At 68.8% G+C, this 19566-nt stretch carries 19 protein-coding genes; 8 read left to right on the top strand and 11 right to left on the bottom strand.

The window, feature by feature from the left end; genetic code table 11:
• Positions 1–3: 3 nt before the first annotated feature.
• On the bottom strand, positions 4–699 hold the full coding sequence (locus HHAL_RS09755; RefSeq protein WP_011814716.1) for a hypothetical protein: 696 nt from the start codon (positions 697–699) through the stop codon (positions 4–6).
• A gap of 188 nt (positions 700–887) precedes the next feature.
• Here HHAL_RS09755 and HHAL_RS09760 point away from each other — a divergent pair, with 188 nt between their 5' ends.
• The 3 genes from HHAL_RS09760 (at position 888) to cysG (ending at position 4575) form a co-directional block, all read left to right on the top strand.
• Entirely contained in the window at positions 888–1565 is a 678-nt protein-coding gene (locus tag HHAL_RS09760) for a ZapG family protein (RefSeq protein ID WP_011814717.1), read from the top strand.
• 210 nt (positions 1566–1775) lie between these two features.
• A complete protein-coding gene (locus HHAL_RS09765; protein ID WP_011814718.1) occupies positions 1776–2987 on the top strand; it encodes an MBL fold metallo-hydrolase in 1212 nt (403 codons plus the stop codon).
• 100 nt (positions 2988–3087) lie between these two features.
• Complete coding sequence (gene cysG / locus HHAL_RS09770; protein ID WP_011814719.1) at positions 3088–4575, top strand: siroheme synthase CysG; 1488 nt, start codon at positions 3088–3090, stop codon at positions 4573–4575.
• A 115-nt stretch (positions 4576–4690) separates the two neighbouring features.
• Here cysG and HHAL_RS09775 read toward each other — a convergent pair whose 3' ends face one another.
• From HHAL_RS09775 to HHAL_RS09795, 5 genes are all read right to left on the bottom strand, one after another.
• A complete protein-coding gene (locus HHAL_RS09775) occupies positions 4691–5629 on the bottom strand; it encodes a dimethyl sulfoxide reductase anchor subunit family protein (protein ID WP_011814720.1) in 939 nt (312 codons plus the stop codon).
• Between the two features lie 14 nt (positions 5630–5643).
• Positions 5644–6357, bottom strand: a complete 714-nt coding sequence (locus HHAL_RS09780; RefSeq protein ID WP_011814721.1) for a 4Fe-4S dicluster domain-containing protein — start codon at positions 6355–6357, stop codon at positions 5644–5646.
• On the bottom strand, positions 6357–9278 hold the full coding sequence (locus HHAL_RS09785) for a molybdopterin oxidoreductase family protein (protein ID WP_011814722.1): 2922 nt from the start codon (positions 9276–9278) through the stop codon (positions 6357–6359). The genes HHAL_RS09780 and HHAL_RS09785 overlap by 1 nt, the downstream gene beginning before the upstream one ends.
• Before the next feature lie 65 nt (positions 9279–9343).
• Positions 9344–9574, bottom strand: coding sequence for a sulfurtransferase TusA family protein (locus tag HHAL_RS09790; RefSeq protein ID WP_011814723.1), 231 nt, complete (start codon positions 9572–9574; stop codon positions 9344–9346).
• Positions 9575–9586: 12 nt separating this feature from the next.
• Positions 9587–9778, bottom strand: a complete 192-nt coding sequence (locus tag HHAL_RS09795) for an Alvin_2107 family globule sulfur oxidation protein (protein ID WP_011814724.1) — start codon at positions 9776–9778, stop codon at positions 9587–9589.
• Positions 9779–10066: 288 nt separating this feature from the next.
• Between HHAL_RS09795 and soxB the strand changes: the two genes are divergently transcribed.
• From soxB to soxZ, 4 genes are read left to right on the top strand one after another with little or no spacing between them, the layout of a single operon-like run.
• Positions 10067–11812 carry a thiosulfohydrolase SoxB gene (gene soxB, locus HHAL_RS09800; protein ID WP_011814725.1) on the top strand — a complete coding sequence of 582 codons (1746 nt, stop codon included), beginning with the start codon at positions 10067–10069 and terminating at the stop codon, positions 11810–11812.
• Positions 11787–12746: an MBL fold metallo-hydrolase gene (locus HHAL_RS09805; protein ID WP_011814726.1), complete on the top strand. Its 960-nt coding sequence runs from the start codon at positions 11787–11789 to the stop codon at positions 12744–12746. The genes soxB and HHAL_RS09805 overlap by 26 nt, the downstream gene beginning before the upstream one ends.
• Positions 12747–12805: 59 nt before the next feature.
• Complete coding sequence (gene soxY / locus HHAL_RS09810) at positions 12806–13291, top strand: thiosulfate oxidation carrier protein SoxY (RefSeq protein WP_011814727.1); 486 nt, start codon at positions 12806–12808, stop codon at positions 13289–13291.
• A 53-nt stretch (positions 13292–13344) separates the two neighbouring features.
• Positions 13345–13638, top strand: a complete 294-nt coding sequence (gene soxZ / locus HHAL_RS09815; protein WP_011814728.1) for a thiosulfate oxidation carrier complex protein SoxZ — start codon at positions 13345–13347, stop codon at positions 13636–13638.
• Positions 13639–13716: 78 nt separating this feature from the next.
• On the opposite strand, the gene HHAL_RS09820 is transcribed toward soxZ, so the two are convergent.
• From HHAL_RS09820 to HHAL_RS09840, 5 genes are read right to left on the bottom strand one after another with little or no spacing between them, the layout of a single operon-like run.
• A complete protein-coding gene (locus HHAL_RS09820) occupies positions 13717–14223 on the bottom strand; it encodes a DsrE family protein (RefSeq protein WP_011814729.1) in 507 nt (168 codons plus the stop codon).
• Positions 14224–14251: 28 nt separating this feature from the next.
• Positions 14252–14815: a DsbC family protein gene (locus HHAL_RS09825; RefSeq protein WP_011814730.1), complete on the bottom strand. Its 564-nt coding sequence runs from the start codon at positions 14813–14815 to the stop codon at positions 14252–14254.
• 17 nt (positions 14816–14832) lie between these two features.
• Positions 14833–16140, bottom strand: coding sequence for an NAD(P)/FAD-dependent oxidoreductase (locus HHAL_RS09830; protein WP_011814731.1), 1308 nt, complete (start codon positions 16138–16140; stop codon positions 14833–14835).
• Positions 16141–16152: 12 nt separating this feature from the next.
• A complete protein-coding gene (locus HHAL_RS09835) occupies positions 16153–16479 on the bottom strand; it encodes a c-type cytochrome (protein ID WP_011814732.1) in 327 nt (108 codons plus the stop codon).
• A 48-nt stretch (positions 16480–16527) separates the two neighbouring features.
• Entirely contained in the window at positions 16528–17709 is a 1182-nt protein-coding gene (locus tag HHAL_RS09840) for a porin (RefSeq protein WP_011814733.1), read from the bottom strand.
• A gap of 308 nt (positions 17710–18017) precedes the next feature.
• On the opposite strand from HHAL_RS09840, the gene soxA reads away from it, so the two are divergent.
• Positions 18018–19472, top strand: a complete 1455-nt coding sequence (soxA, locus tag HHAL_RS09845) for a sulfur oxidation c-type cytochrome SoxA (protein ID WP_011814734.1) — start codon at positions 18018–18020, stop codon at positions 19470–19472.
• Positions 19473–19566: the final 94 nt, after the last annotated feature.

The raw sequence follows: 19566 nt of genomic DNA on the forward strand, positions 1-19566 counted from the left end.
GGCCTACCAGCGGCGGACCGCCTCCTCGGCCTCGGCGTTGGCCGGTCGGGCAACGAGACCACTGCGGGTCACCGCCACCCGGTACTCGGCGCCGTCGGCCATGGGCAGATAGGCGGCACTGCCGTAGGCCGCATCCACCCACGGCAGGCGATCGCCGTGGCGCTGCCCCAGCAGCCACGGATCGATACCCCGTTGGGGAGACGCCAGGGCGTGCACCGTGCGCGGGGCCGCGCGCTCCGCCTCCAGATCGGCGTAACGACCGCTGATCCGCTCCAGCCGATAGCGGGTCTCCAGCCCCAGCAGGGCCGCGAACCCGCTCCAACGCAGAACCCGGGCATCCACCTGCCATTGATCCCCGGCCAGGGGCAGAGCGACCGTCCCCCCGTCGGGATAGGCCAACCGGGCGACGTAGCGCTGCTCATCCACCTGCTGGAAGTGGAGGGCGAGCGCCGGACGCTCCTGCTCCAGCCGCTCGTAGGCCAGCACACCCAGTGCCAGGGCGCCGGCGGTCCCCAACCCGCCGAGCAGGATCAGCCCACCGGCCAGCCCCGAGGCACCACGGAGCAGACGACCGCGCAGCAGCGCCGCCCCGCCGGCAACGGTCAGCCCGAGGGCGAGGGCCAGCAGCAGTGCCCCCAGGGCGAGCCCCGCCCAGCCGAACCCACTGATCGGAGCCGCCGCTTCCAGCCACCCGTACATGCGGTCTCCCCCGCGAACCCGCGACGCTGTAACCTATGCGGGATGATACGCTGAGTGATTGCGTATATGGTGTCCGGAGCGCTCGGCCGGGGCCGTCGCGGCCGGGCTCGCGGTATAAGCGCGCACCCTGTTCCGCGCAACAATTGGTTTGGTACAAAGTAGCCGATGAACTAATCGGGAGGTCCGGTATGGAAGCGTTTGATCCTATCCTGCTACTCGTCGTCGGTGCCGTGGTCGGCGCCGCTGTGGGTGCCTACGTCGGGCGCGCCTCGTCGCCCAACACCCAGGAGATCCGCGACGCCGAGAGCGTGGCCCGTCGCAACCGCGAGGAAGTGCGCAACGTCCGCAGTGAAGTGGACCAGCACTTCGAGCAGACCGCCCAGATCATGGGTGAGGTCACCAAGGCGTATCGTCGTCTGTACGAGCACATGGCCACCAGTTCCCAGCGCCTGGCCCCGCGCCGCACTCAGGACCTGGTGAAGTCCCTGGGCGACCAGCGCCTGCTCTCCCAGGACGTGGTCGAGCAGTCCGCGCGGCGCATGAGCGAGATGAAGGCCAAGGAGCAGCGTGAGGCCCAGGCCCGCCGCCAGATCAGCCAGGAGCGTTCCGAGCGTTCTTCCGGCCAGCAGCAGCGGTCCGCCTCGGCCAGCAGCAGCCGCAGCAGCGATTCCTCCGAGTCCGCTATCGGCTCCTCCACCCGCTCCTCCGAGTCCGCCATCGGCCGTCGTCCGACGCGCAGCCGCTCCACCACCTCCTCCTCCCGGTCCCGCAGCAGTGCCCCGGAGCGCACCCGGAGCACGGCCACCGAGGAGCGGGGCAGCGGTAGCACCGAGAAGCGGCGCCGGCGCCCCGGCATCTTCAGCTGAAGAGCCGCACGGGACGCCGGATGGTCAACTGACCGTCCAGCGCACGATGACCCCGGGGCCTCGGGCTCCGGGGTCTTTTTTATGGGCACGATTCGACTCTGACTTATTCCACTTCTTATCTCTTTCGAGATATAGCACCCCGCCGAGTATCCGCCATCCTTGCCGAAAAGGCGGACATTTTGTCGCACCCAAGGAGGTAGGAGACCGGCCATGCTCGATACGCTCAAGACCGCCTGGACCCCCGCCGTCGCCTGGGAGCAGCTGCTCGGCGGCGGACCGCTGTTCATCCTGGACGTGCGCAACCCCGACGAGTTCGAGCGCTGGCGCGTCGAGGGCCCGCACGATACCCCGACGCTCAACGCCCCCTACTTCGAGCTGCTCGACCTCGACGACGAGGACGAAGACGTGAATGCCGCCGTTCTCCGGGGCGTTCGACAGCAGCTGACCCACCAACTCCCCAATGACCGCACCATCCTGACGGTCTGCGGCGAGGGCCACACCTCGGAGCACCTGGCCGATGGCCTGCGCGAACTCGGCTACCCGGCCCTGAACCTCGAGGGCGGCATGGAGGCCTGGGGCGACTTCTACTACCACCGGGTGGTGGGTAACCACGAACGCTACACCGTCTACCAAGTAGTCCGCCCCGCCCGCGGTGATCTCAGCCACGTGGTCATCAGCGACGGAGAGGCCGCCGTCGTCGACCCGAACCGCCACGTGGAGGTCTACGAGGAGCTGGTCCACGCACGGGGCGCACGCATCACTCAGGTTCTGGATACCCACGCCCACGCCGACCACATCAGCGGCGGCCCGGAGCTGGCCCGACGCCACCGCGTGCCGTACTACCTGCACCCCTACGACGCCATCCACCCCATGGACATGCTGCCGGCACGCATCGACTTCGCGCCGCTCTACGCTGAACAGCACGTACCCGTCGGCGGGATCACCCTGCGCGCCCTGCACGTCCCCGGCCACACCCTGGGCATGGTCGCCTTCCTGGTGGACGGCCAGTACCTGATCGCCGGGGACAGCATCTTCCTGGAGTCCATCGCCCGGCCCGACCTCGGCGGTGCCGCCGAGGCGTGGACACCGCTCTTCCACGAGTCCCTCCAGCGCCTGCTGGCCCTGACCGAGGACACGGTGGTCCTGCCCGGTCACGCCACCGACGCCGGCATCGCCGACGAACGCGGGCGCTTCAGCGCCGAGCTCGGCGCCCTGCACCGCAGCAACCCCGGTCTCCGCCAGGTCGATGCCGGCCTGGAGTCGTTCCGCAGCTACATCCTCGGCAGCCTGCCCCACTTCCCCGAGGCGTATATCGAGATCAAACGGGTGAACATCGGCCTCGCCCACCCCGACGAGACCGAAGCCCGGCGCCTGGAGGTGGGGAAGAACGTCTGTGCCCTGAGCGAGGCCGCGGCCGCCTGAGGGCGGCCCGGCCAACGGTACCCCGTTGGGGATATTTGCATGACATATGCGCGCGTCATGATGGACGGCGCATCTGCAAAGACCAGCAGGGGACCCCGCGATGGATCACTACCCGATCTTCCTCAACCTCCACGGCCGGCACTGCGTGGTGATCGGCGGCAACGAGACCGCCGCGCGCAAGGGCGAAGACCTGCTCGACAGTGGCGCGATCATCACCCTGATCGCCCCGGATCTCGGCGGAGACTGTGAGGATTTGCTGCAGCGCTACCCCGACCGGGCCCACCACCGCGCCGAGGACTACAAGCCCGGCATGGAGCAGGGGGCCGCGCTGGTGCTCAGTGCCAGCGGCCACGACGCCACCGACCGGCTGGTGTACCGGCAGTGCACCCGGCTGGGCATCCCGGTTAACACCGTGGACCGCCCCGAGTACTGCAGCTACATCACCCCAGCGGTGGTCGACCGCTCTCCCCTACAGGTGGCCATCACCAGCGGGGGCGCCGCCCCGGTGCTGGCCCGTCAGGTGCGCAGCCAGATAGAGACGCTGCTGCCCACCGCCTACGGGCGGCTGGCCGCCCTCGCCGGGCGTCTGCGCGAGCGCGTGGCCGCCGTCCTGCCCACCGGCCGACAACGGCTGCGCTTCTGGGAGCAGGTCTTCGACGGCCCGGCCGCCGAGTCGATGCTGGCCGGACGGGAACGGGAGGCCGAACAGGCCATGCTGGAGCTACTGCGCCGGGAGCAGGCGCGCCGCGACGAGCGCGGCGAGGTCTATCTGGTCGGTGCCGGCCCCGGCGACCCCGACCTGCTGACTTTCCGCGCGCTGCGCCTGATGCAGCGGGCCGATGTGGTGCTCTACGACCACCTGGCCGCACCCGGCCTGCTGCGCCTGGTGCGCAAGGATGCCGAGCGGATCCCCGTCGGCAAGCGCCGCGGTCAGCACACCCTCCCCCAGGAGGCGATCAACGACAAGCTCATCGAACTGGCCGCCGCCGGCAAACGGGTACTGCGGCTCAAGGGCGGCGATCCGTTCATCTTCGGTCGCGGCGGCGAGGAGATCGAGGGGCTGATCGAGCACGGCATCCCCTTCCAGGTCGTGCCCGCGGTGACCGCTGCCCAGGGCGCGGCGGCCTACGCCGGCATCCCCCTGACCCACCGGGACCACGCCCAGAGCTGTCGCTTCCTGACCGGCCACCGCCGCCACGGCGCCCTGGAACTGGGCCAGTGGGCGCCGTTCCGCAGCGACGAGACGCTGGTGGTCTACATGGGGCTGACCCACCTGGAGACGGTGAGTGCCCAGCTGCAGGCGGGGGGGCTACCGCCGGACCAGCCGGCCGCCGCCGTCGATCAGGCCACCACCCCGGCCCAGCGGGTGATCACCGCCCCCCTGGCCGAGCTGCCGGAGCGGGTCCGCACGGCCCGCCTCCAGGGCCCGGCGCTGATCGTGGTCGGCGCCACGGTCACCCTCCAGCCACAGCTGGGCTGGTACCACAGCTCCCCCAACGCCGAACCCGCCTTCCCGGAGCACGGCTGCCTGCGCGGCGAGCCGCGGCCGACCCGCCACCCGGCACCGGCAGACACCGAGCAGGCCTGACCCCCCGGCGGCTCCGCCGGTGCCCACCCCCAACGCAGGCACCGAAGCCCCGGACCGAAATGGCCGGGGCTCCGGTGCCTCTGGATCGCACTGGGGACGGTGTAACTCGGCGCGCCTAGAGCCGCGCCTCGTGGTAGTAGAGACGGACCGTGTGCCGGGCCTCGGCGAAGACCAGCCAGCGCTCGATGAGGGCGCCGAGCACCGCCACGGCCGCCGCCACGTAGGCCCAGAGCACCCCCGCACCCAGGGCCACCGCGCTCAGCGCGGCGATCGGCAGTGCGAAGGTGACCACGAGGGCCACACCCCGGTAGAACTGCGCCCGCCCCTCGGGCAGGGGGTACTGGAACTCCCAGGTGAGGAAATTGCCGGCGGTGTGGCCGCCGTCGACCAGGCGCACCGGCCCGCTGCTCAGCCCCAGGGCCGTGCTCTTGCTGGAGCTGCCCGGGCGGCGATTCCACAGGTACCAGGCCGTCTTGGTGACCGCCGCCCCACCCAGCAGGCCGACCCCCATCGCAGCGGCCGGGGCAGGATCAGCGCCGAAGAAACCGCGCACGGCGGCGAGAACGGCGGCGCCGAGGCCCAGACCGATGAGCAGGTAGTTCACCGGGGTGAGCCCCTGGCTCCACTCCCGGATGGCTCGGACACAGGCGTAGATCATGCCCGTCGCTGCCACGGTGGCCAGGGCCAGCACCGCAGTCAGACCGGCAAAGAAAACGGTGACCGCGTTGTGCTCCAGCCCGAGCAGGAAGTAGGGCCCGACATAGAACAGGGCCACCGGATAGAAGAGTACGGCCAGCACCGCCTCCCGGGAGAGCCAGGAGGTCCGGAACCGGGCGAACGAGCGCCAGGCGTTGCGCGGGTTGGCCAGGTGACCGGCGGAGGACATCAGGCCGACAGTGATCAGCACCGCCGCGATGGCGACCGCCGCCAGAAGCTCCTGCTGCCCCACGGGGCCGCCGAGGGCGAAGACATCGGTCAGGGCGAACAGCGCCATGAACCCGTAGCCGGTGCCCGAGAGCACCGTGAAGAAGACGACGGACCAGGCCGGATGCATGGGTGGATCCTCCCTCAGCGGTGAACGACGCGATTGGTCCAGTGCTGCACCGTTGCCGGGTCGGCCGCCGCCTGCCGCGGCGGGTCGGCCGCCTCGGGCAGCGGGCGGCTGGCCTGGGGCGGCCGCAACGGCAGGTAGTGGTTGACCGGCTGACACCCCATCTCCGGGAGCATCACGAAGCCACGGCGCTCCCGCACCAGCTGGCTGACCCGAGAATCCGGGTCGTCAAGGTCGCCGAAGTGCCGCGCCCGGGCTGGACAGGAGAGCACGCAGGCGGGCTGGCGCTCGTCTTCCGGGAGGCGATCGTCGTAGATCCGGTCGATGCACAGCGTGCACTTCTTCATCGTGCCGCTGGCGCCGTCGAGCTCCCGGCAGCCGTAGGGGCAGGCCCAGGCGCAGTAGTTGCAGCCCATGCACTTGGTCTCATCGACCAGCACGATCCCGTCGGCGTCCCGCTTGTAAGACGCCCCGGTGGGACAGACATCGACGCACGGCGGGTCATCGCAGTGCATGCAGGAGACCGGCACGTTGACGGTCTTGCTGTTCGGATAGGTGCCCTCCTCGTAGTGGCGCACGCGGTTGAGCATCACCCCACTGGGAGCCTCGCCGTAGGGGTGGTAGTCGGTGAGCGGGCCCACCGTCCCCGAGGTGTTCCACTGCTTGCACGCCACGACGCAGGCGTGGCACCCGACGCAGGTATCGAGATCGATGACCAGTCCCAGTCTCATCAACGCCCCCGGCTTAGAATGTCGCGCATGGAGCGGTGCAGGCGCACCGCATGGTGGGTTGCGTACCGCAGGAACTTCAGCGGTCCGTTATCGACCCCCGGCGGCGGGGTCAGGTCGGCGAACTGGGGGTGGGAGACCCCGCCCTCGCCAGGAGCCGCCTTGTGGATGCGCACCTGGAGGTCGTACCAGGCCGCCTGCCCGGTAATCGGGTCGGAGTTGCTCAACGGCTTCTCGTCCCCGTTGCGCGGCAGCCGGTCATCGATCAGGTGATTGAGCAGGAAACCGCGGGTGGCCTCCGGCCCGCCCGGCTCCAGTCCCCAGGCGCCGGAGCGCTTGCCCACCGCGTTCCAGGTCCACACGGTGTCGGCCTGAACGCCCTCGACCAGCTGCAGCGGAACACAGATCCGCCCCCGGTGGGACTCCACCCAGACCCAGTCACCGTCCTCGAAGCCCAGCGCCTCGCCCCGCGCCCGGTTCATGTACAGGACGTTGTCGGCCATGATCTGGCGCAGCCAGGCGTTCTGGCTGTCCCAGGCGTGATACTGGGTCATGGGGCGCTGGGTGATGGCGTGGAAGGTATACCCCTGCCCCGCCAGGCGCGTCTGCTCCAGCGGCGGGTAGTAGAAGGGCAGCGGGTCGCAGTAGGCGAGGATGCGCTCGCGATCCACCGGATCCTCGGGCTGCGGCCCGTCGTAGAGGCCCTGACCGGCCAGCCGGAAGCGCTGCAGGGGCTCGGAGTAGACATTCATCACCATCGGCTCGGCGGAGCCGTTGATCCCGGCCTCCTCGGCCCACTCCAGGTACCCCTTGTTGGCGAACTTATAGAACTGGTGCGAGAGCGGCAGCTCGTACTGGAAGAAACCGCCGTTCTCGATGTAACGCTCCCACTGCTGCGGGTTGGGCTCGCCGCGCAGCGGTTTGCTGCCGTCCTCACCCCGCCAGCCGGCCAGGAAGCCGACCCCGGGGGCCTTCTCGAAGCGGACGATGAAGTCCTCGTAACCGCTGTACTTCGGGCTGCCATCCGCCTCGGTGAACGCCGGCAGCCCCAGGCGGGCACCGAGTTCGATCATCACCTCCTGCCAGGGGCGCGCCTCGCCCTCCGGCTCGAGGATCGGCTGACGGATGGCATCCGCCGGTCCCTCGGCGGTGGAGATCGGTCGGTCGAGCATGGAGATGCAGTCGTGGCGCTCCAGATAGGTGGTATCCGGCAGCACCAGATCGGCGTACTGCACCGTCTCGGAGTGGAAGGCGTCCACCACCACCAGATAGGGGATGCGGTAATCCCCGTTATCGTCCCGGGCGCACAGCATCTCCTGAACGCTGGCGGTGTTCATGGTGGAGTTCCAGGCCATGTTGGCCATGAACAGCATCAGCGTATCGATGGGGTACGGATCCCCGTCGTGGGCGTTGCTGATAACGGTGTGCATCTTGCCGTGGGGCGAGACCGGGGCCTCCCAGGAGAACGCCTTGTCGATCCGCAGCGGCCGCCCCTCGCCGTCGATGACCAGGTCCTCCGGGGCCACCGGGAACCCCAGCGGCGAGGCCGACAGCGGCGTCTCCGGCGCCGTCTCCCGGGCCGGGCGCAGCGGCGGCGGGATCGGCTTCGGGTACGGGGGCTTGGCACGGTGCCCGCCGGGGCAGTCCACCGAGCCGAGCAGCAGCTGCAGAAGGTGCAGCGCCCGGGCCGCCTGGAAGCCGTTGGAGTGGGCGGAGACACCCCGCATGGCGTGCATGGAGACCGGCCGCCCGATGAACCGGTCGTGCTCACGCCCGGCCCAATCGGTCCACTGGCACTCGATCTCGATGGTCTCCTGGAAGGCGACGTGGGCCATCTCGGCGGCCAGGCGCTCGATGGTCTCCGCCGGGACGCCGCAGACCTCGGCGGCCTGATCCGGCGCGTACTGCGGATCCAGATACCGCTCGGCCAGGAGGGTCATGGCCGTCTTCACCGGTCGACCGTCCGGGGCCGTCCAGGCACCGAAGAGCGCCGGCGCAATCTCGGCCCGGGTGCCGTCGACGAAGTCCTCCCGCTCGAGATCCCGGACCAACGGCGCGCCCTGCTCGTCGCGCAGGAACAGGCCGTCGCCAGCCTGCCCCGGGGTCTGCACCACCAGGTAGGGGGCGTTGGTGTAGCGGATCAGGTAGTCCCAGTCGAACTGGCCGTCCCGCAGCAGGCAGTGGATCAGCGCCATGGCCAGCATGCCGTCGGTGCCCGGGCGGATGGGCACCCACTCATCGGCAACGGCCTGGTAGCCGGTGCGCACCGGATTGATGGCAACGAAGCGCCCACCCCGGCGTTTGAGGGTGTCGATGCCCAGCTTGAAGGGGTTGGAGGCGTGGTCCTCGGCGGTCCCCCAGAGCAGGAAGTAGCGGGTGCGCTCGAAGTCCGGATCGCCGAACTCCCAGAAGGCGTGACCCAGGGTGTAGAGGCCGGCCGCGGCCATGTTCACCGAGCAGAAGCCGCCGTGGGCGGCCCAGTTGATGGTCCCGAACTGCGTAGCCCAGAGCCCGGTCAGCGCCTGCATCTGGTCGCGGCCGGTGAAGTAGGCGAGCTTCTTCGGATCCTCGGCGCGGATGCGGCGGAGGCGCTCGGTGAGTTCGTCCAGGGCGGTCTCCCAGGAGATCTCCTCGAAGGCGCCCTCTCCCCGTTCGCTACCGGGCTTGCGACGCAGCGGGCGACGAAGCTTGGCCCGCGAGTTCTGCTTCATGATGCCGGCGTTGCCCTTGGCGCAGAGCACGCCGCGATTAACCGGGTGATCCGGATTGCCCTGGATGAAACGGATCTGACCGTCCTCCAGGGTGACCTGGATACCGCAGCGACAGGCACACATGTAGCAGGTGGTATAGCGGACTTCCTGGCGGTCCCGAGGTTCAAGACGAGCGGGATCGTCCGCCACCTCGGCTTGCGGGGTGACGCTCATGGGCTGCCTCCATGGCCGGCTTGCGGGTGTGTCCCGGGGGTCGCCGTTGCGGCGACCCCATCGGCTCAAGCGCGCTTGAGCCGGAAGTGGTAGGTGCCGTCCTCTTCCTTCTGCTCAAGCAGCTCGTGCCCGGTCTGCTTGCTGAAGGACTCAAAGTCCTTCACCGAGCCCGGATCGGTGGCCATGACGTAGAGCACCTCCCCGGCATTCATGGTGGCCAGCGTCTTCTTGGCCTTGAGGATGGGCAGCGGGCAGTTCAGCCCGGTGGCATCGAGGGATTGATCGAACTCCGCCATCTCCGGTGCTCCTCAGTTAGACGCGACGATGTGGTCGGTACGGCCTTCCAGGCCGTCTGCGTAACCCGCCTCATAGCGGTCGGTGATGCGCTGCTCTTCACGCTTGGGGTTCTGCAGATAGCCGCCAATCCAGCCGGCCATGTAGTCGGCATCGACCCCCTGTTCCTCCATCCGCCGGACGGCGTCGTAGTACTCCCGATTCATGGACCGCCTCTCTCAGCTGCCGTGTTGCGACGCTCTGTGGCCCGAAGAATGCCCATGTCCTGATATATGCAACAACCTGCCAAAGGGGAGACCGGGCCGGGGACGCCTATCCCCGAGGGGGTATTGCGCCTGCCACCGCTCCACCGCCCCCAGTGGCCTCTCCAAAAGGGAATAGTCCGGCGTGCCGGCTTTCACCCCCCAATGGGTATTCCGCCGATGGACGCGCGGTCCTAGTTTGGATTTTGACCCATCGCAATCAACCACCCAAGGCAACCGAGGAGCCTGGCGATGCGCTTATCCCGGCGCGACTTCCTGGAGCTGATGCTGGCCGCCGGTGCGGCCGGCGCGCTGGCCCGCCCCGGCAAGAGCCTGGCCGGCAGCAACGGCTCGAACGACTGGCGAGCCATCCCGGAGGACTTCTACGACGTGCCGCGACAGGGCAACGTGCACCTCCTGCACTTCTGCGACCTGCACGGGCAGCTCAAGCCCGTCTACTTCCGCGAGCCCAACATCAACCTGGGCCTCCACGACTTCAAGGGCAAGCCGCCACTGCTCGTGGGCGAAGAGCTGCTGCGCCACTACCAGCTCGACCGCTTTAGCCCCGCGGCGCACGCCTTCACCCACCTCGACTTCCGCGCGGCAGCCGAATACTACGGGCGTGTCGGTGGTGCCGCCCACCTGGCCACGGCGGTCCAACGGGCCCGCGATGAACGCCCCGGCGCACTGCTGCTCGACTCCGGGGACACCTGGCACGGGTCCGGCCCGGCCCTGTGGAGCGAGGGCCGGGCCATGGTCGAGTTCCAGAAGAAACTCGGCGTCGACGCCTGCACCGGGCACTGGGAGTTCATCTACGGCGACGAACGCGTCCAGGAGCTGGTCGCCGATCTCGACGGCGCCGGGGTCCACTTCCTGGCGCAGAACGTGCTCGACCGCGACTGGCTCGACCCGATCTTCGACGCCTACAGCATGCACGAGGAGAACGGCGTCCCGGTGGCGGTAGTCGGCCAGGCGTTCCCCTTCACCCCCATCGCCAACCCCGGGTATCTGTTCCCGCAGTGGGAGATGGGTCACCGACTCGACCGCCTTCAGGAGCAGGTGGACCGGGCGCGCGACGACGGCGCCCAGGTGGTGGTCCTGCTCTCCCACGCCGGCATGCTCACCGACATGGCCTACGCCCGGCAACTGCGCGGCGTCGACGTCATCCTCGGCGGCCATACCCACGACCCGGTCCCCTACCCGGAGCAGGTGGAGGATGCGGACGGCGAGTCGACCCTGGTCGTCAACAGCGGCTCCAACGGCAAGCACCTCTCGGTGCTGGATCTCGATGTCCGTGACGGGCGCATCCGCGACTTCCACTACCGCAACCTGCCGATCTTCTCCAACGCCCTCGAACCCGACCCGGACATGCAGTCCCTGGTCGACGAGGCCTACGCCCCTTACGAGGACAAGCTCTCTGAGGTGGTCGGCGAGGTCGACGGGGTGCTCTACCGCCGCGGCAACTTCAACGGCACCTTCGATGAAGTGCTCGCCCAGGCCCTGATCGAGGGCCGGGACGCCGAGGTGGCCTTCACCCCGGGATTCCGCTGGGGCCCGAGTGTTCTGCCGGGCAAGGTCACCTTCGAGGACTGCATGAACCAGACCTGCAGCACCTATTCGGAGACCACCCGCAACGAGATGACCGGCGAGGCCATCAAGCACGTCCTCGAGGACGTCGCCAACTCCATCTTCAACGAGGACCCGATGCTCCACCGCGGCGGCGACATGGTGCGCAGCGCCGGGCTGCGCTACGCCATCGACCCCTCCCGGGGCATGGGGGAGCGCATCACCGACCTGGAGATCAACGGCGAGCCCATGGATCCCAAACGCAAGTACGTCGTGGCCAGCTGGGCGGATGTCAACGAGCCCCAGGACGGCCCGCAGGCGTGGGACGTGCTCGCCGACTACTTCCGCAATCACAACGCGCTCCGTGTCGAGGAGCCCTATGTGCCGAAGCTCAAGGGGGTCAGCGATGACAATCCGGGCATGGCGCTCTAGCGCGCTGGGTACTACCGGAGCAACCGCCTGCGCCCTGGCCTTCACGCCGGCGCTGGCAGCCGATGAGCTGTTCATCCCCGAGGCCGAGCCGGTGGCCGACGGAGTTTACGCCATCATCGGACCGACGGACGCACGCACCTACGAGAACCACGGCATGAATGCCAACTACGGCATCGTCGAGACCGATGAGGGCGTGCTCCTCATCGACTCCGGGCCGACCGCCTTCAGCGCCGAGCTGATCGAGGAGGCGGTGGCCGAGGTGACCGACACACCGATCCGCTGGGTGTTGAACATCGGCGTCCAGGACCACCGCTGGCTGGGCAACGACTACTTCCAGCGCGAGCACGACGCCGAGGTCATCGCCTTCGAGGAGACGGCACGCCAGCAGGAGGCGTTCGCCTCGGACCACCTGGAGGGCCGGCTGAAGGAGGCCGTCGGGGACCGTCTGGAGGGGACCGAGCCGGCCTATGCCGACCGCGAGCTCGAGGGCGAAGAGTCGACGCTGGAGCTCGGCGGCGTCACCTTCGAGCTGCAGCGCACCGATGCCCACTTCCCCGGCGACGCCATGGCCCACCTGCCCGAGGCCGACGTGGTGTTTACCGGCGACCTGGTCTATGTCGACCGCATGCTCGGCGTCCACCCGTGGTCGAGCGTTGAGAACGGCTACGAGGCCTACCAGGAACTGGCGGACCTCGGCCCCGAGACGGTGGTGCCGGGCCACGGACAGGTCAGCGACATGGAACGGGTCGAACGGGACACCGGCGCCTACTACGAGTTCCTCGTCCATGAGGTGGGTGCCGCCGCCGAGGATCTCGAGCCCCTGGACGAGGTAGTGGAACGACACCGCGAGGAGTCGGCCTTCCAGCACCTGGAGCATTTCGACGGCTGGCACACCACCAACATCAACCGCGCCTACCTGGAGTTCGAGTGGTAGTCCGCGGCACAGCGTGTTTGAGCAACCGGCCCACCGGGCCGAAACGGGAGGAATCCACCATGGATCAGCATCACGTCGACACACAACGCCGCAAGATCCTGACCGGCGCCCTCGGCCTGGGAGGCGTCGGGACCGCCGTGGGGCTCGGCGTCCTCGCCCCGTCCCAGGCCCTCGCCTCGTGGCGGGAGGAGTCGATCATGGCCACCAGCCTCGAGGAGGGCCTGAACGCGGTGCTCGGCGCCAGCGAATACGAGGAGAGCGACGAGATCCACATCGACGCCCCGGAGGTGGCCGAGAACGGCGAGACGGTGCCGATCACCATCGACACCTCGCTGCCGGACGTTGAGAGCATCACCGTCTACGTCCCGGAGAACAACGCCCCGGTCTCGGCCGTCTTTGAACTCGGCGGCAAGACCAAGCCCAAGGTCTCGCAGCGGATCCAGATGGCCGACACCTCGGACGTCGTGGCGGTGGCCAAGAGCAACGGCAAGCTCTACGGCACCAGCCGCCGGGTCCGGGTCACCATCGGCGGCTGCGGCGGCTGAGCCTTTCACCGACGGCGATCACGGGATAGCCACAGACTGCGAGGGAGCACACCATGTCTTCGATTCGAGCACGCGCAACCCTGGTCGACGGGATAGCGGAGGTCCGCGCCCTGATCAGCCACCCCATGGATGCCCCGGACGAGGAGAGCGGGGACGAGGGGCACTTCATTCAGGAGGTGATCGCCGAGATCAACGGCGAGAAGGTCCTCCACGCCCACTGGGGGCCGAGCATCTCCCCCAACCCGCTGATCCAGTTCGAGGCTGAGGCCGAGGCCGGGGATACCCTAACGCTCCGCTACACCGACAACCTCGGCGAGAGCGACAGCCACGAGATGGAACTGAGCTGAAAGCCGACCGCCGTACCCGACACGACGAGGGCACCGGCTTGCCCGGCGCCCTCGTCGTGTCGGCCCCGCGGAAGGGCGCTACTGGATCTTGATATACGAGAAGCCGCGGCGCTGGAGCTCTTCGAGGCGGGTGGCCCCGTAGTCGATCAGCTCCGCATCCACCGCCAGATCCTCCTGCTCCAGCCCCGCCTCGTCCATGGAGCTGGCACAGACCTCCAGCTGCACGTCGTAGGTATCGGAGAGCGTGCGCAGCCGCTGGAGTAGATCGTCACGCTCGGCCACGTCGGCCTCATCCACCTCGTAGGCGGTGTCCGCCAGCCGGTCCTCGGTCACATACCGCAGACCGAACCCGTGCAGGACGATCCGCACATCGTGATCGAGCAACTGCCCTTCGTAGTGGCTCGCAGCGTTATTGGCGTTGAAGATGGTGGAGCTGACGCGCTGCGGCTCCTGCATATCGATGTGGAACACCAGTTGAGGCTCCGGGAAATCCTCCGCCGCTGCGCTGGCCAGCGCGCCACTGAGTGCCAGCAGGCCAGCGGCCACACCACCAAGCCGGCCTCGCTCCCCCTTCCGTGCTGTCATGGTCATCCCTCCTGCGGCCCGAACCGCCCTAGTGCGCCTCCTGCTCCAGCAGATCGGCCAGATCCTCCGGCGTCAGCCGGAAGGAGAGCTCGCCCCCGGGGGTGGCCATGGTCGGCGTACCCGGCACCCCGATCTGCTGCGCCACCTCCTGGTGGTCCTCGACCGGTGACGCGTCGCACGCCCCGGCCTCGGGCTCTTCACCGGACTTCGCCGCCTCCAGGGCCTCGTGCCGGTCGTCGCTGCACCAGACCTGGTCCATCAACGCCCGGGAGGCATCGGACAGGGCGAAGGCGGCATACCGCACCCGGATCCCCTGTTCCAGGTACGCGTCGAGCTCGGCGTGGAGATCCTGGCAGTGGGGACAGGTCACATCGGTGAAGACCGTCACGCTGTGCTCCGCTTCCCCCTCCTCGGGTTCGTAGACGATCAGATCCTCCTCGGGCATCGCCTCAAGGGTCTCGGCGATCTCTTCCGGCATCATGCCCACCGACGCGGTGGCCGCGCCCATGCATCCCCCGAACACCAGCACCCGGGCGGCACGGCGTGCCGTCCGAATGCGCGGCGCGCGGGCGCTCGTCGACTCCCTGCGCATCACGCCCTCCTCTTCCCTTAGCCGAAGATGTCGCGGGTGATCGAGGCGTACCAGCCGGGGGCGTAATCCGCCTCCCGGGCCCGGAACTCCCGCGAGGCCCCCTCGGGGCTCAACCCGCCGGCGCCTTCCACCGAGCGCATCTCACCGTCGCGGTACTCGTAAACCGCGGCCACGGTCACGCCCCAGTCCGGGGCCGCCAGGCTGTAGCAGGTGTTGACCATCGGGAACCCGGGCACTTCGTGTCCGCGCAGTTCGCTAACGATGCTCGCGGCCACCAGCTTGGCCTGGTTATTGGCGGCGTGACCGGACTTGGGCATATCACCGGCAACAGCCGCATCTCCCACCACGTAGACGTCGTCGTGCCGGGTCGAGCGGAAGGTGCGCTGATCCACCGGGCACCAGCCGCCCTCGTCGGTCAGCCCGGCCCGCTCGGCGATGGCACCGGCCTTTTGCGGCGGGATGACGTTGAGGACGTCGGCGCGGTGCTCCGCGTCGCCGCCATCGGTGAAGACCTTGCGCTCCCGCACCGCGATGCGCTCCGGCTTGCCCCCCTCCTTCGCCGGCACCCACTCGATCATGTCACCGTAGAGCGCTTCCCACGCCTCCTCGAACAGGCCCTGTTTGGAGAAGCTGTCCTTGGGATCCAGCGCCAGCACCTTGGCCCGCGGCTTGTGCTGCTTGAGATAGTGGGCGATCAGGCTCATGCGCTCGTACGGCCCCGGCGGGCAACGGTACGGCCCGTCCGGCGGGCAGATCACGACCGTGCCCCCATCCTCCATGGCCTCAATCTGGCCGCGCAGGATGGAGTACTGCGCCCCGCCCCACCAGGCGTGGGGGACGGCGATGGTGTCGTCCCCGTCCATCCCCTCGACCCGATCCCAGTCGAAGGCGATCCCCGGCGCCACGACCAGACGATCGTAGCTGATCCGGCCGTTCTCGGCGGTCACCACCCGGTGGCCGTCGAGATCGATATCCCGGGCGCGGTCGTGGATGACCTCGATGCCGTAGTCGTCGCGCAGCGTGTGGTAGCCGTGGCGGAGGGTCCGGAGCTCGCGGAACCCACCCAGGTACCAGTTGCCGCCGTAGCAGGTGTAGTAGCTCTCGTTCGGCTCGATCAGCGTGACCTCGAGCTCCGGCGCGTGGTGCTTGAGGTAGCGCGCGGTAGTGGCCCCGCCGGAGCCGCCGCCGACCACCACCACGCGCCCCTCGATGCGGCCATTGGCGTCCGGCCCGGTGGGAGCGCAACCGGCCAGCCCCAGCCCGGCCCCCGCGGTTCCGAGACCGGCGAGGCGCATGAAATCTCGTCTCGTGAGGCGCTTGCTCATGCCTGCCCTTCCCTATTGATCCATTGCTGCGAGGTAGGCCGCGACCGCGCGCAGCTGCTCATCGGTGTAGCCGGTGGCGTGCCGATCCATCACCGTGGGATCCCCCCGGCCTTCGCGAAAGTCTCTCATCACCTCCACCAGGGCCTCTTCATCCCAGCCGGCCAGCGGCGGCATGCTCTCCGCCCCCTGGCCGCCGGGGCCGTGGCAGGCCAGGCAACTGTTGGCGATCATCTCCCCCTCGGAGATCCCGCCATCGCCGGCCGTGGCCGCCCCCCCGCCGAATAGCAGACCGAATAGGGTGGCACCGCTGAGCAGTGCCCTGCGCGACGATTGCTGCATGGATGGGCTCCTCCTTCTCGTATGGTCGGGGTGGCCACCGGCCACCCCTCAGAACGTCGCCCCGAAGTCGTACCGGGCGCCGATGGCGTAGGTGGTCAGGTGATCGTCGGCGGCCTCGTCGGGATCCTCGCCGGCGCTACCGATCGCATCGTCGAAGGACTGGTACTGCACGCCGGCGTACACCCGGAAATCCTCGTGGGGCTGATGGACCACGGCGCCGGTGATCGAGCTGACGTCCTCGTCGTCGCCATCGGCGTCGGCGTGACCGAGGGCGAGCACCCACTGGTTGCGCCCCTGCTGGTAGGTCCCGATCAGCGCGTGGTGGTCCACCGCGTCGGTGAAGCGGCCGTCGTAGAAGGCTGGGTCGTCATCCGTTGTACTCTCGCCGTCCACCCGGTTTGAGGGATCCCCCACTAGGTTGTCGATCCGGCCGGCGCCCCCGGGCCCGCGGATGATCTCCACCGACTCGTACTGGTAGGCCAGAGAGAACGCATCCGGCGCCCAGCGGGCCCCCACCTTCCAGTTGGTATCGCCGTCGTCCACGTCATCCACGTCGGTGAACCGCTCGTCGAGGTGCATCACCGCGGCGATGAAGTGCCAGTCAGGGAGGCCGAGGTAGCTGGCACCAAGGATGACATCGCCCTGCTGCAGGTCCTGATCCGCATCACCCGGATCGGGGCTCGACAGCGTCCGGTCCTGGTTGTCGTCCTCCACCCCGATCTGGGCGTGCAGCTGCAGCCCGGCCATCTCCGGGCTGACGTACTGCACCGCGCGGTTGACGAAATCGTTGTGGCCGAAGGAGCCGCCGGACATCCCGCCGGTGCGCCGCTGCTGCAGCTCGGTGGCCACCAGCGGATCCCAGCGCACGCCGCCGAGGGTCTTGTAGGCGGCGTGGACCGTGCCGACGACCAGCTCACCGTAGGGGCTGTCCACTCCCACGTAGCTGATCCGTCGACTAAAATCGTCGTCCCCCAGGTGCGGGCTGGCGCTCCACTCCAGTTGGCCGATGGCCGTCCACTCGTCGTCCAGGGGCTGCTGCCCGGAAACGCCCCAGCGCGTCCGCCCCTGGTCCGTGAATTTGGTGACGTCGGAAGAGTCCTCGTAGGCGAACTGGTGCAGGCCGGCGTGGACCTGCCCATAAAGGCTGACCTCGCCGGCCTGTGCCGCCGACGCCGCACCGCCCCATGCAAACAGTCCCGCCACAGCCGCCACGGTCGATGTCCTTCTCATGCTGCCTGCCTCCCCATGCCTGGATGGATCGCGGGCGGGAGACCGACCCGGGCTGCGCCCCACGCCGCCTCCCCAGCCCGCCTGTGCACCAGCCAGCCTGTTTCAACACCCGGGAGGCAACAATTGCCCACATGGGCAGCCTGCCCTGCCCGATGGGGATAGGCTCCCGACAGACCGCTCACCCTAAAAAGGGTATTCGCACGCTCACCCCCTCTCGCTAGCCTGCCTGCACAGGCTACCGAGCCCGCGAAGCAGCCAGAAATAGCCAATCGGACAATCCATATTCCGGGTTTGAAGGAGGGGGTCCCATGACAGCGCGCAGCCCTACACGCTCGACACACTCGGCAGGCATTGCAGTTACCCTCGGGCTCTGCACCGGTGCGGCAGCCATCAGCCTGCTGGCCACCCAGGGCGCCGGCGCAGGCGAGGAGGAGCGCAACATCGAGCCGCGCCCGGCCCCCGACGGCATGGACTACCACACCAGCGAAACCTGGGAGTCCCTCGCCACCGAACCCTCCCAGGGCCGCATCGTCGAAGAGGACGGCGAGAAACGGCAGATTCGCTACGAGTTCGGTGGTTTCCCGGACGAAGAGAACGAAGACTTCAGTGAGTGGCCCACCCACTCCTACGCCGACGACGCCGACTACCCAGAGCCTCAGGAGGCGGACATCCCCAACGACCTCGAGGGGGATCCCGAGCGCGGCCGGGAGCTGTTCGCCAAGGGCGAGCTGGGCCCCTGCTCCTCCTGCCACCTGGTCCCGGAGGCGGAGATCGACTCCCCGGGCAACGTCGGCACCGACCTGCGCACCGTGGGTGAGTGGGCTCCGGATAAAGAGTGGCTCTACCAAGTGGTCTACGACCCGCGGGTCTTCTATGGCGAGGACACCCCCATGCCGCCCTTCGGGGTCAACGGCATGTGGTCCGAAGAGCAGATCATCGATGTCGTCGCCTACCTGATGACCCTGGAGGGCGACGAGGACGGCGAGCCGATCGCCCCGGAGGGCGTGGACCGCCACTGGGACCCCAACGACCGCCCGCCCCTGCAGCCCGCCGGCGAGCACCTGGACCCGTTCGACAATCCGGGGCTGATGCAGGCCGAGCAGATCGCCGTGCCGCTCTGGGATGAGCCGGCCCCCAACGGCGAGTCCTGCGCCAGCTGCCACGGCGACCTGGAACCGGCCGACGACCTGCGTCCGATCGGCGTCATTGAGGACCTGGAGGGCGTGGCCACCGAGTACCCGAAGTGGTTCGACGAGTACGACCGAATGATGTCCCTGGAGGACTTCCTGGCGGTCCACGCCAAGGAGGAGCAGGACATGGAGCTGCCCACGCAGTCGCAGGAGAACCTCTACATGTCGATCCTGGTGCACAGCCAGTCCAACGGCATGGTCTACGATCTGGATGACGACGACCCCAATGTCCAGGCCGCCATCGAGCGTGGCGAGGAACTCTTCCACCGTCCGGTGGGGCAGCGGGCCCACGCCTGCGCCAACTGCCACACCGATCGGGGCGGCGGGGACAAGTGGCTGAGCGGGCGCATGCTGGCCAACATCGAGGCCGACGACACGGCCATGACCAACCACCCCTACTGGCGCACGGCGCAGAGTCGGGTCTGGGACCTGCGCACCCGCTTCCAGTGGTGCATGACCCCCGTCGGAACCAACTACCTCCCCGGGGACGCACCGGAGTACGCCGACCTGGAGACCTACATTGTCTCCGAGCAGCAGGGTGAGGAAATCATCGTGCCACGCTACGCCCACTGAGCCCCCCGCCCTGTGTGGCTGCCGGCGGCCGCAGTCCGGACCTCCCGGGCCGCGGCCGCGGCACTTCCAAGTCCCCGGGGCGTGGCCCCGGACC

The sequence above is a fragment of the Halorhodospira halophila SL1 genome (genome assembly GCF_000015585.1).
GTDB lineage: Bacteria > Pseudomonadota > Gammaproteobacteria > Nitrococcales > Halorhodospiraceae > Halorhodospira > Halorhodospira halophila.

Bases quoted from the DNA above. Each gene is read 5' to 3' on its own strand.
- HHAL_RS09755 (WP_011814716.1), bottom strand. From the start codon at position 699: ATGTACGGGTGGCTGGAAGCGGCGGCTCCGATCAGTGGGTTCGGCTGG.
- HHAL_RS09760 (WP_011814717.1), top strand. From the start codon at position 888: ATGGAAGCGTTTGATCCTATCCTGCTACTCGTCGTCGGTGCCGTGGTC.
- HHAL_RS09765 (WP_011814718.1), top strand. From the start codon at position 1,776: ATGCTCGATACGCTCAAGACCGCCTGGACCCCCGCCGTCGCCTGGGAG.
- cysG (WP_011814719.1), top strand. From the start codon at position 3,088: ATGGATCACTACCCGATCTTCCTCAACCTCCACGGCCGGCACTGCGTG.
- HHAL_RS09775 (WP_011814720.1), bottom strand. From the start codon at position 5,629: ATGCATCCGGCCTGGTCCGTCGTCTTCTTCACGGTGCTCTCGGGCACC.
- HHAL_RS09780 (WP_011814721.1), bottom strand. From the start codon at position 6,357: ATGAGACTGGGACTGGTCATCGATCTCGATACCTGCGTCGGGTGCCAC.
- HHAL_RS09785 (WP_011814722.1), bottom strand. From the start codon at position 9,278: ATGAGCGTCACCCCGCAAGCCGAGGTGGCGGACGATCCCGCTCGTCTT.
- HHAL_RS09790 (WP_011814723.1), bottom strand. From the start codon at position 9,574: ATGGCGGAGTTCGATCAATCCCTCGATGCCACCGGGCTGAACTGCCCG.
- HHAL_RS09795 (WP_011814724.1), bottom strand. From the start codon at position 9,778: ATGAATCGGGAGTACTACGACGCCGTCCGGCGGATGGAGGAACAGGGG.
- soxB (WP_011814725.1), top strand. From the start codon at position 10,067: ATGCGCTTATCCCGGCGCGACTTCCTGGAGCTGATGCTGGCCGCCGGT.
- HHAL_RS09805 (WP_011814726.1), top strand. From the start codon at position 11,787: ATGACAATCCGGGCATGGCGCTCTAGCGCGCTGGGTACTACCGGAGCA.
- soxY (WP_011814727.1), top strand. From the start codon at position 12,806: ATGGATCAGCATCACGTCGACACACAACGCCGCAAGATCCTGACCGGC.
- soxZ (WP_011814728.1), top strand. From the start codon at position 13,345: ATGTCTTCGATTCGAGCACGCGCAACCCTGGTCGACGGGATAGCGGAG.
- HHAL_RS09820 (WP_011814729.1), bottom strand. From the start codon at position 14,223: ATGACAGCACGGAAGGGGGAGCGAGGCCGGCTTGGTGGTGTGGCCGCT.
- HHAL_RS09825 (WP_011814730.1), bottom strand. From the start codon at position 14,815: ATGCGCAGGGAGTCGACGAGCGCCCGCGCGCCGCGCATTCGGACGGCA.
- HHAL_RS09830 (WP_011814731.1), bottom strand. From the start codon at position 16,140: ATGAGCAAGCGCCTCACGAGACGAGATTTCATGCGCCTCGCCGGTCTC.
- HHAL_RS09835 (WP_011814732.1), bottom strand. From the start codon at position 16,479: ATGCAGCAATCGTCGCGCAGGGCACTGCTCAGCGGTGCCACCCTATTC.
- HHAL_RS09840 (WP_011814733.1), bottom strand. From the start codon at position 17,709: ATGAGAAGGACATCGACCGTGGCGGCTGTGGCGGGACTGTTTGCATGG.
- soxA (WP_011814734.1), top strand. From the start codon at position 18,018: ATGACAGCGCGCAGCCCTACACGCTCGACACACTCGGCAGGCATTGCA.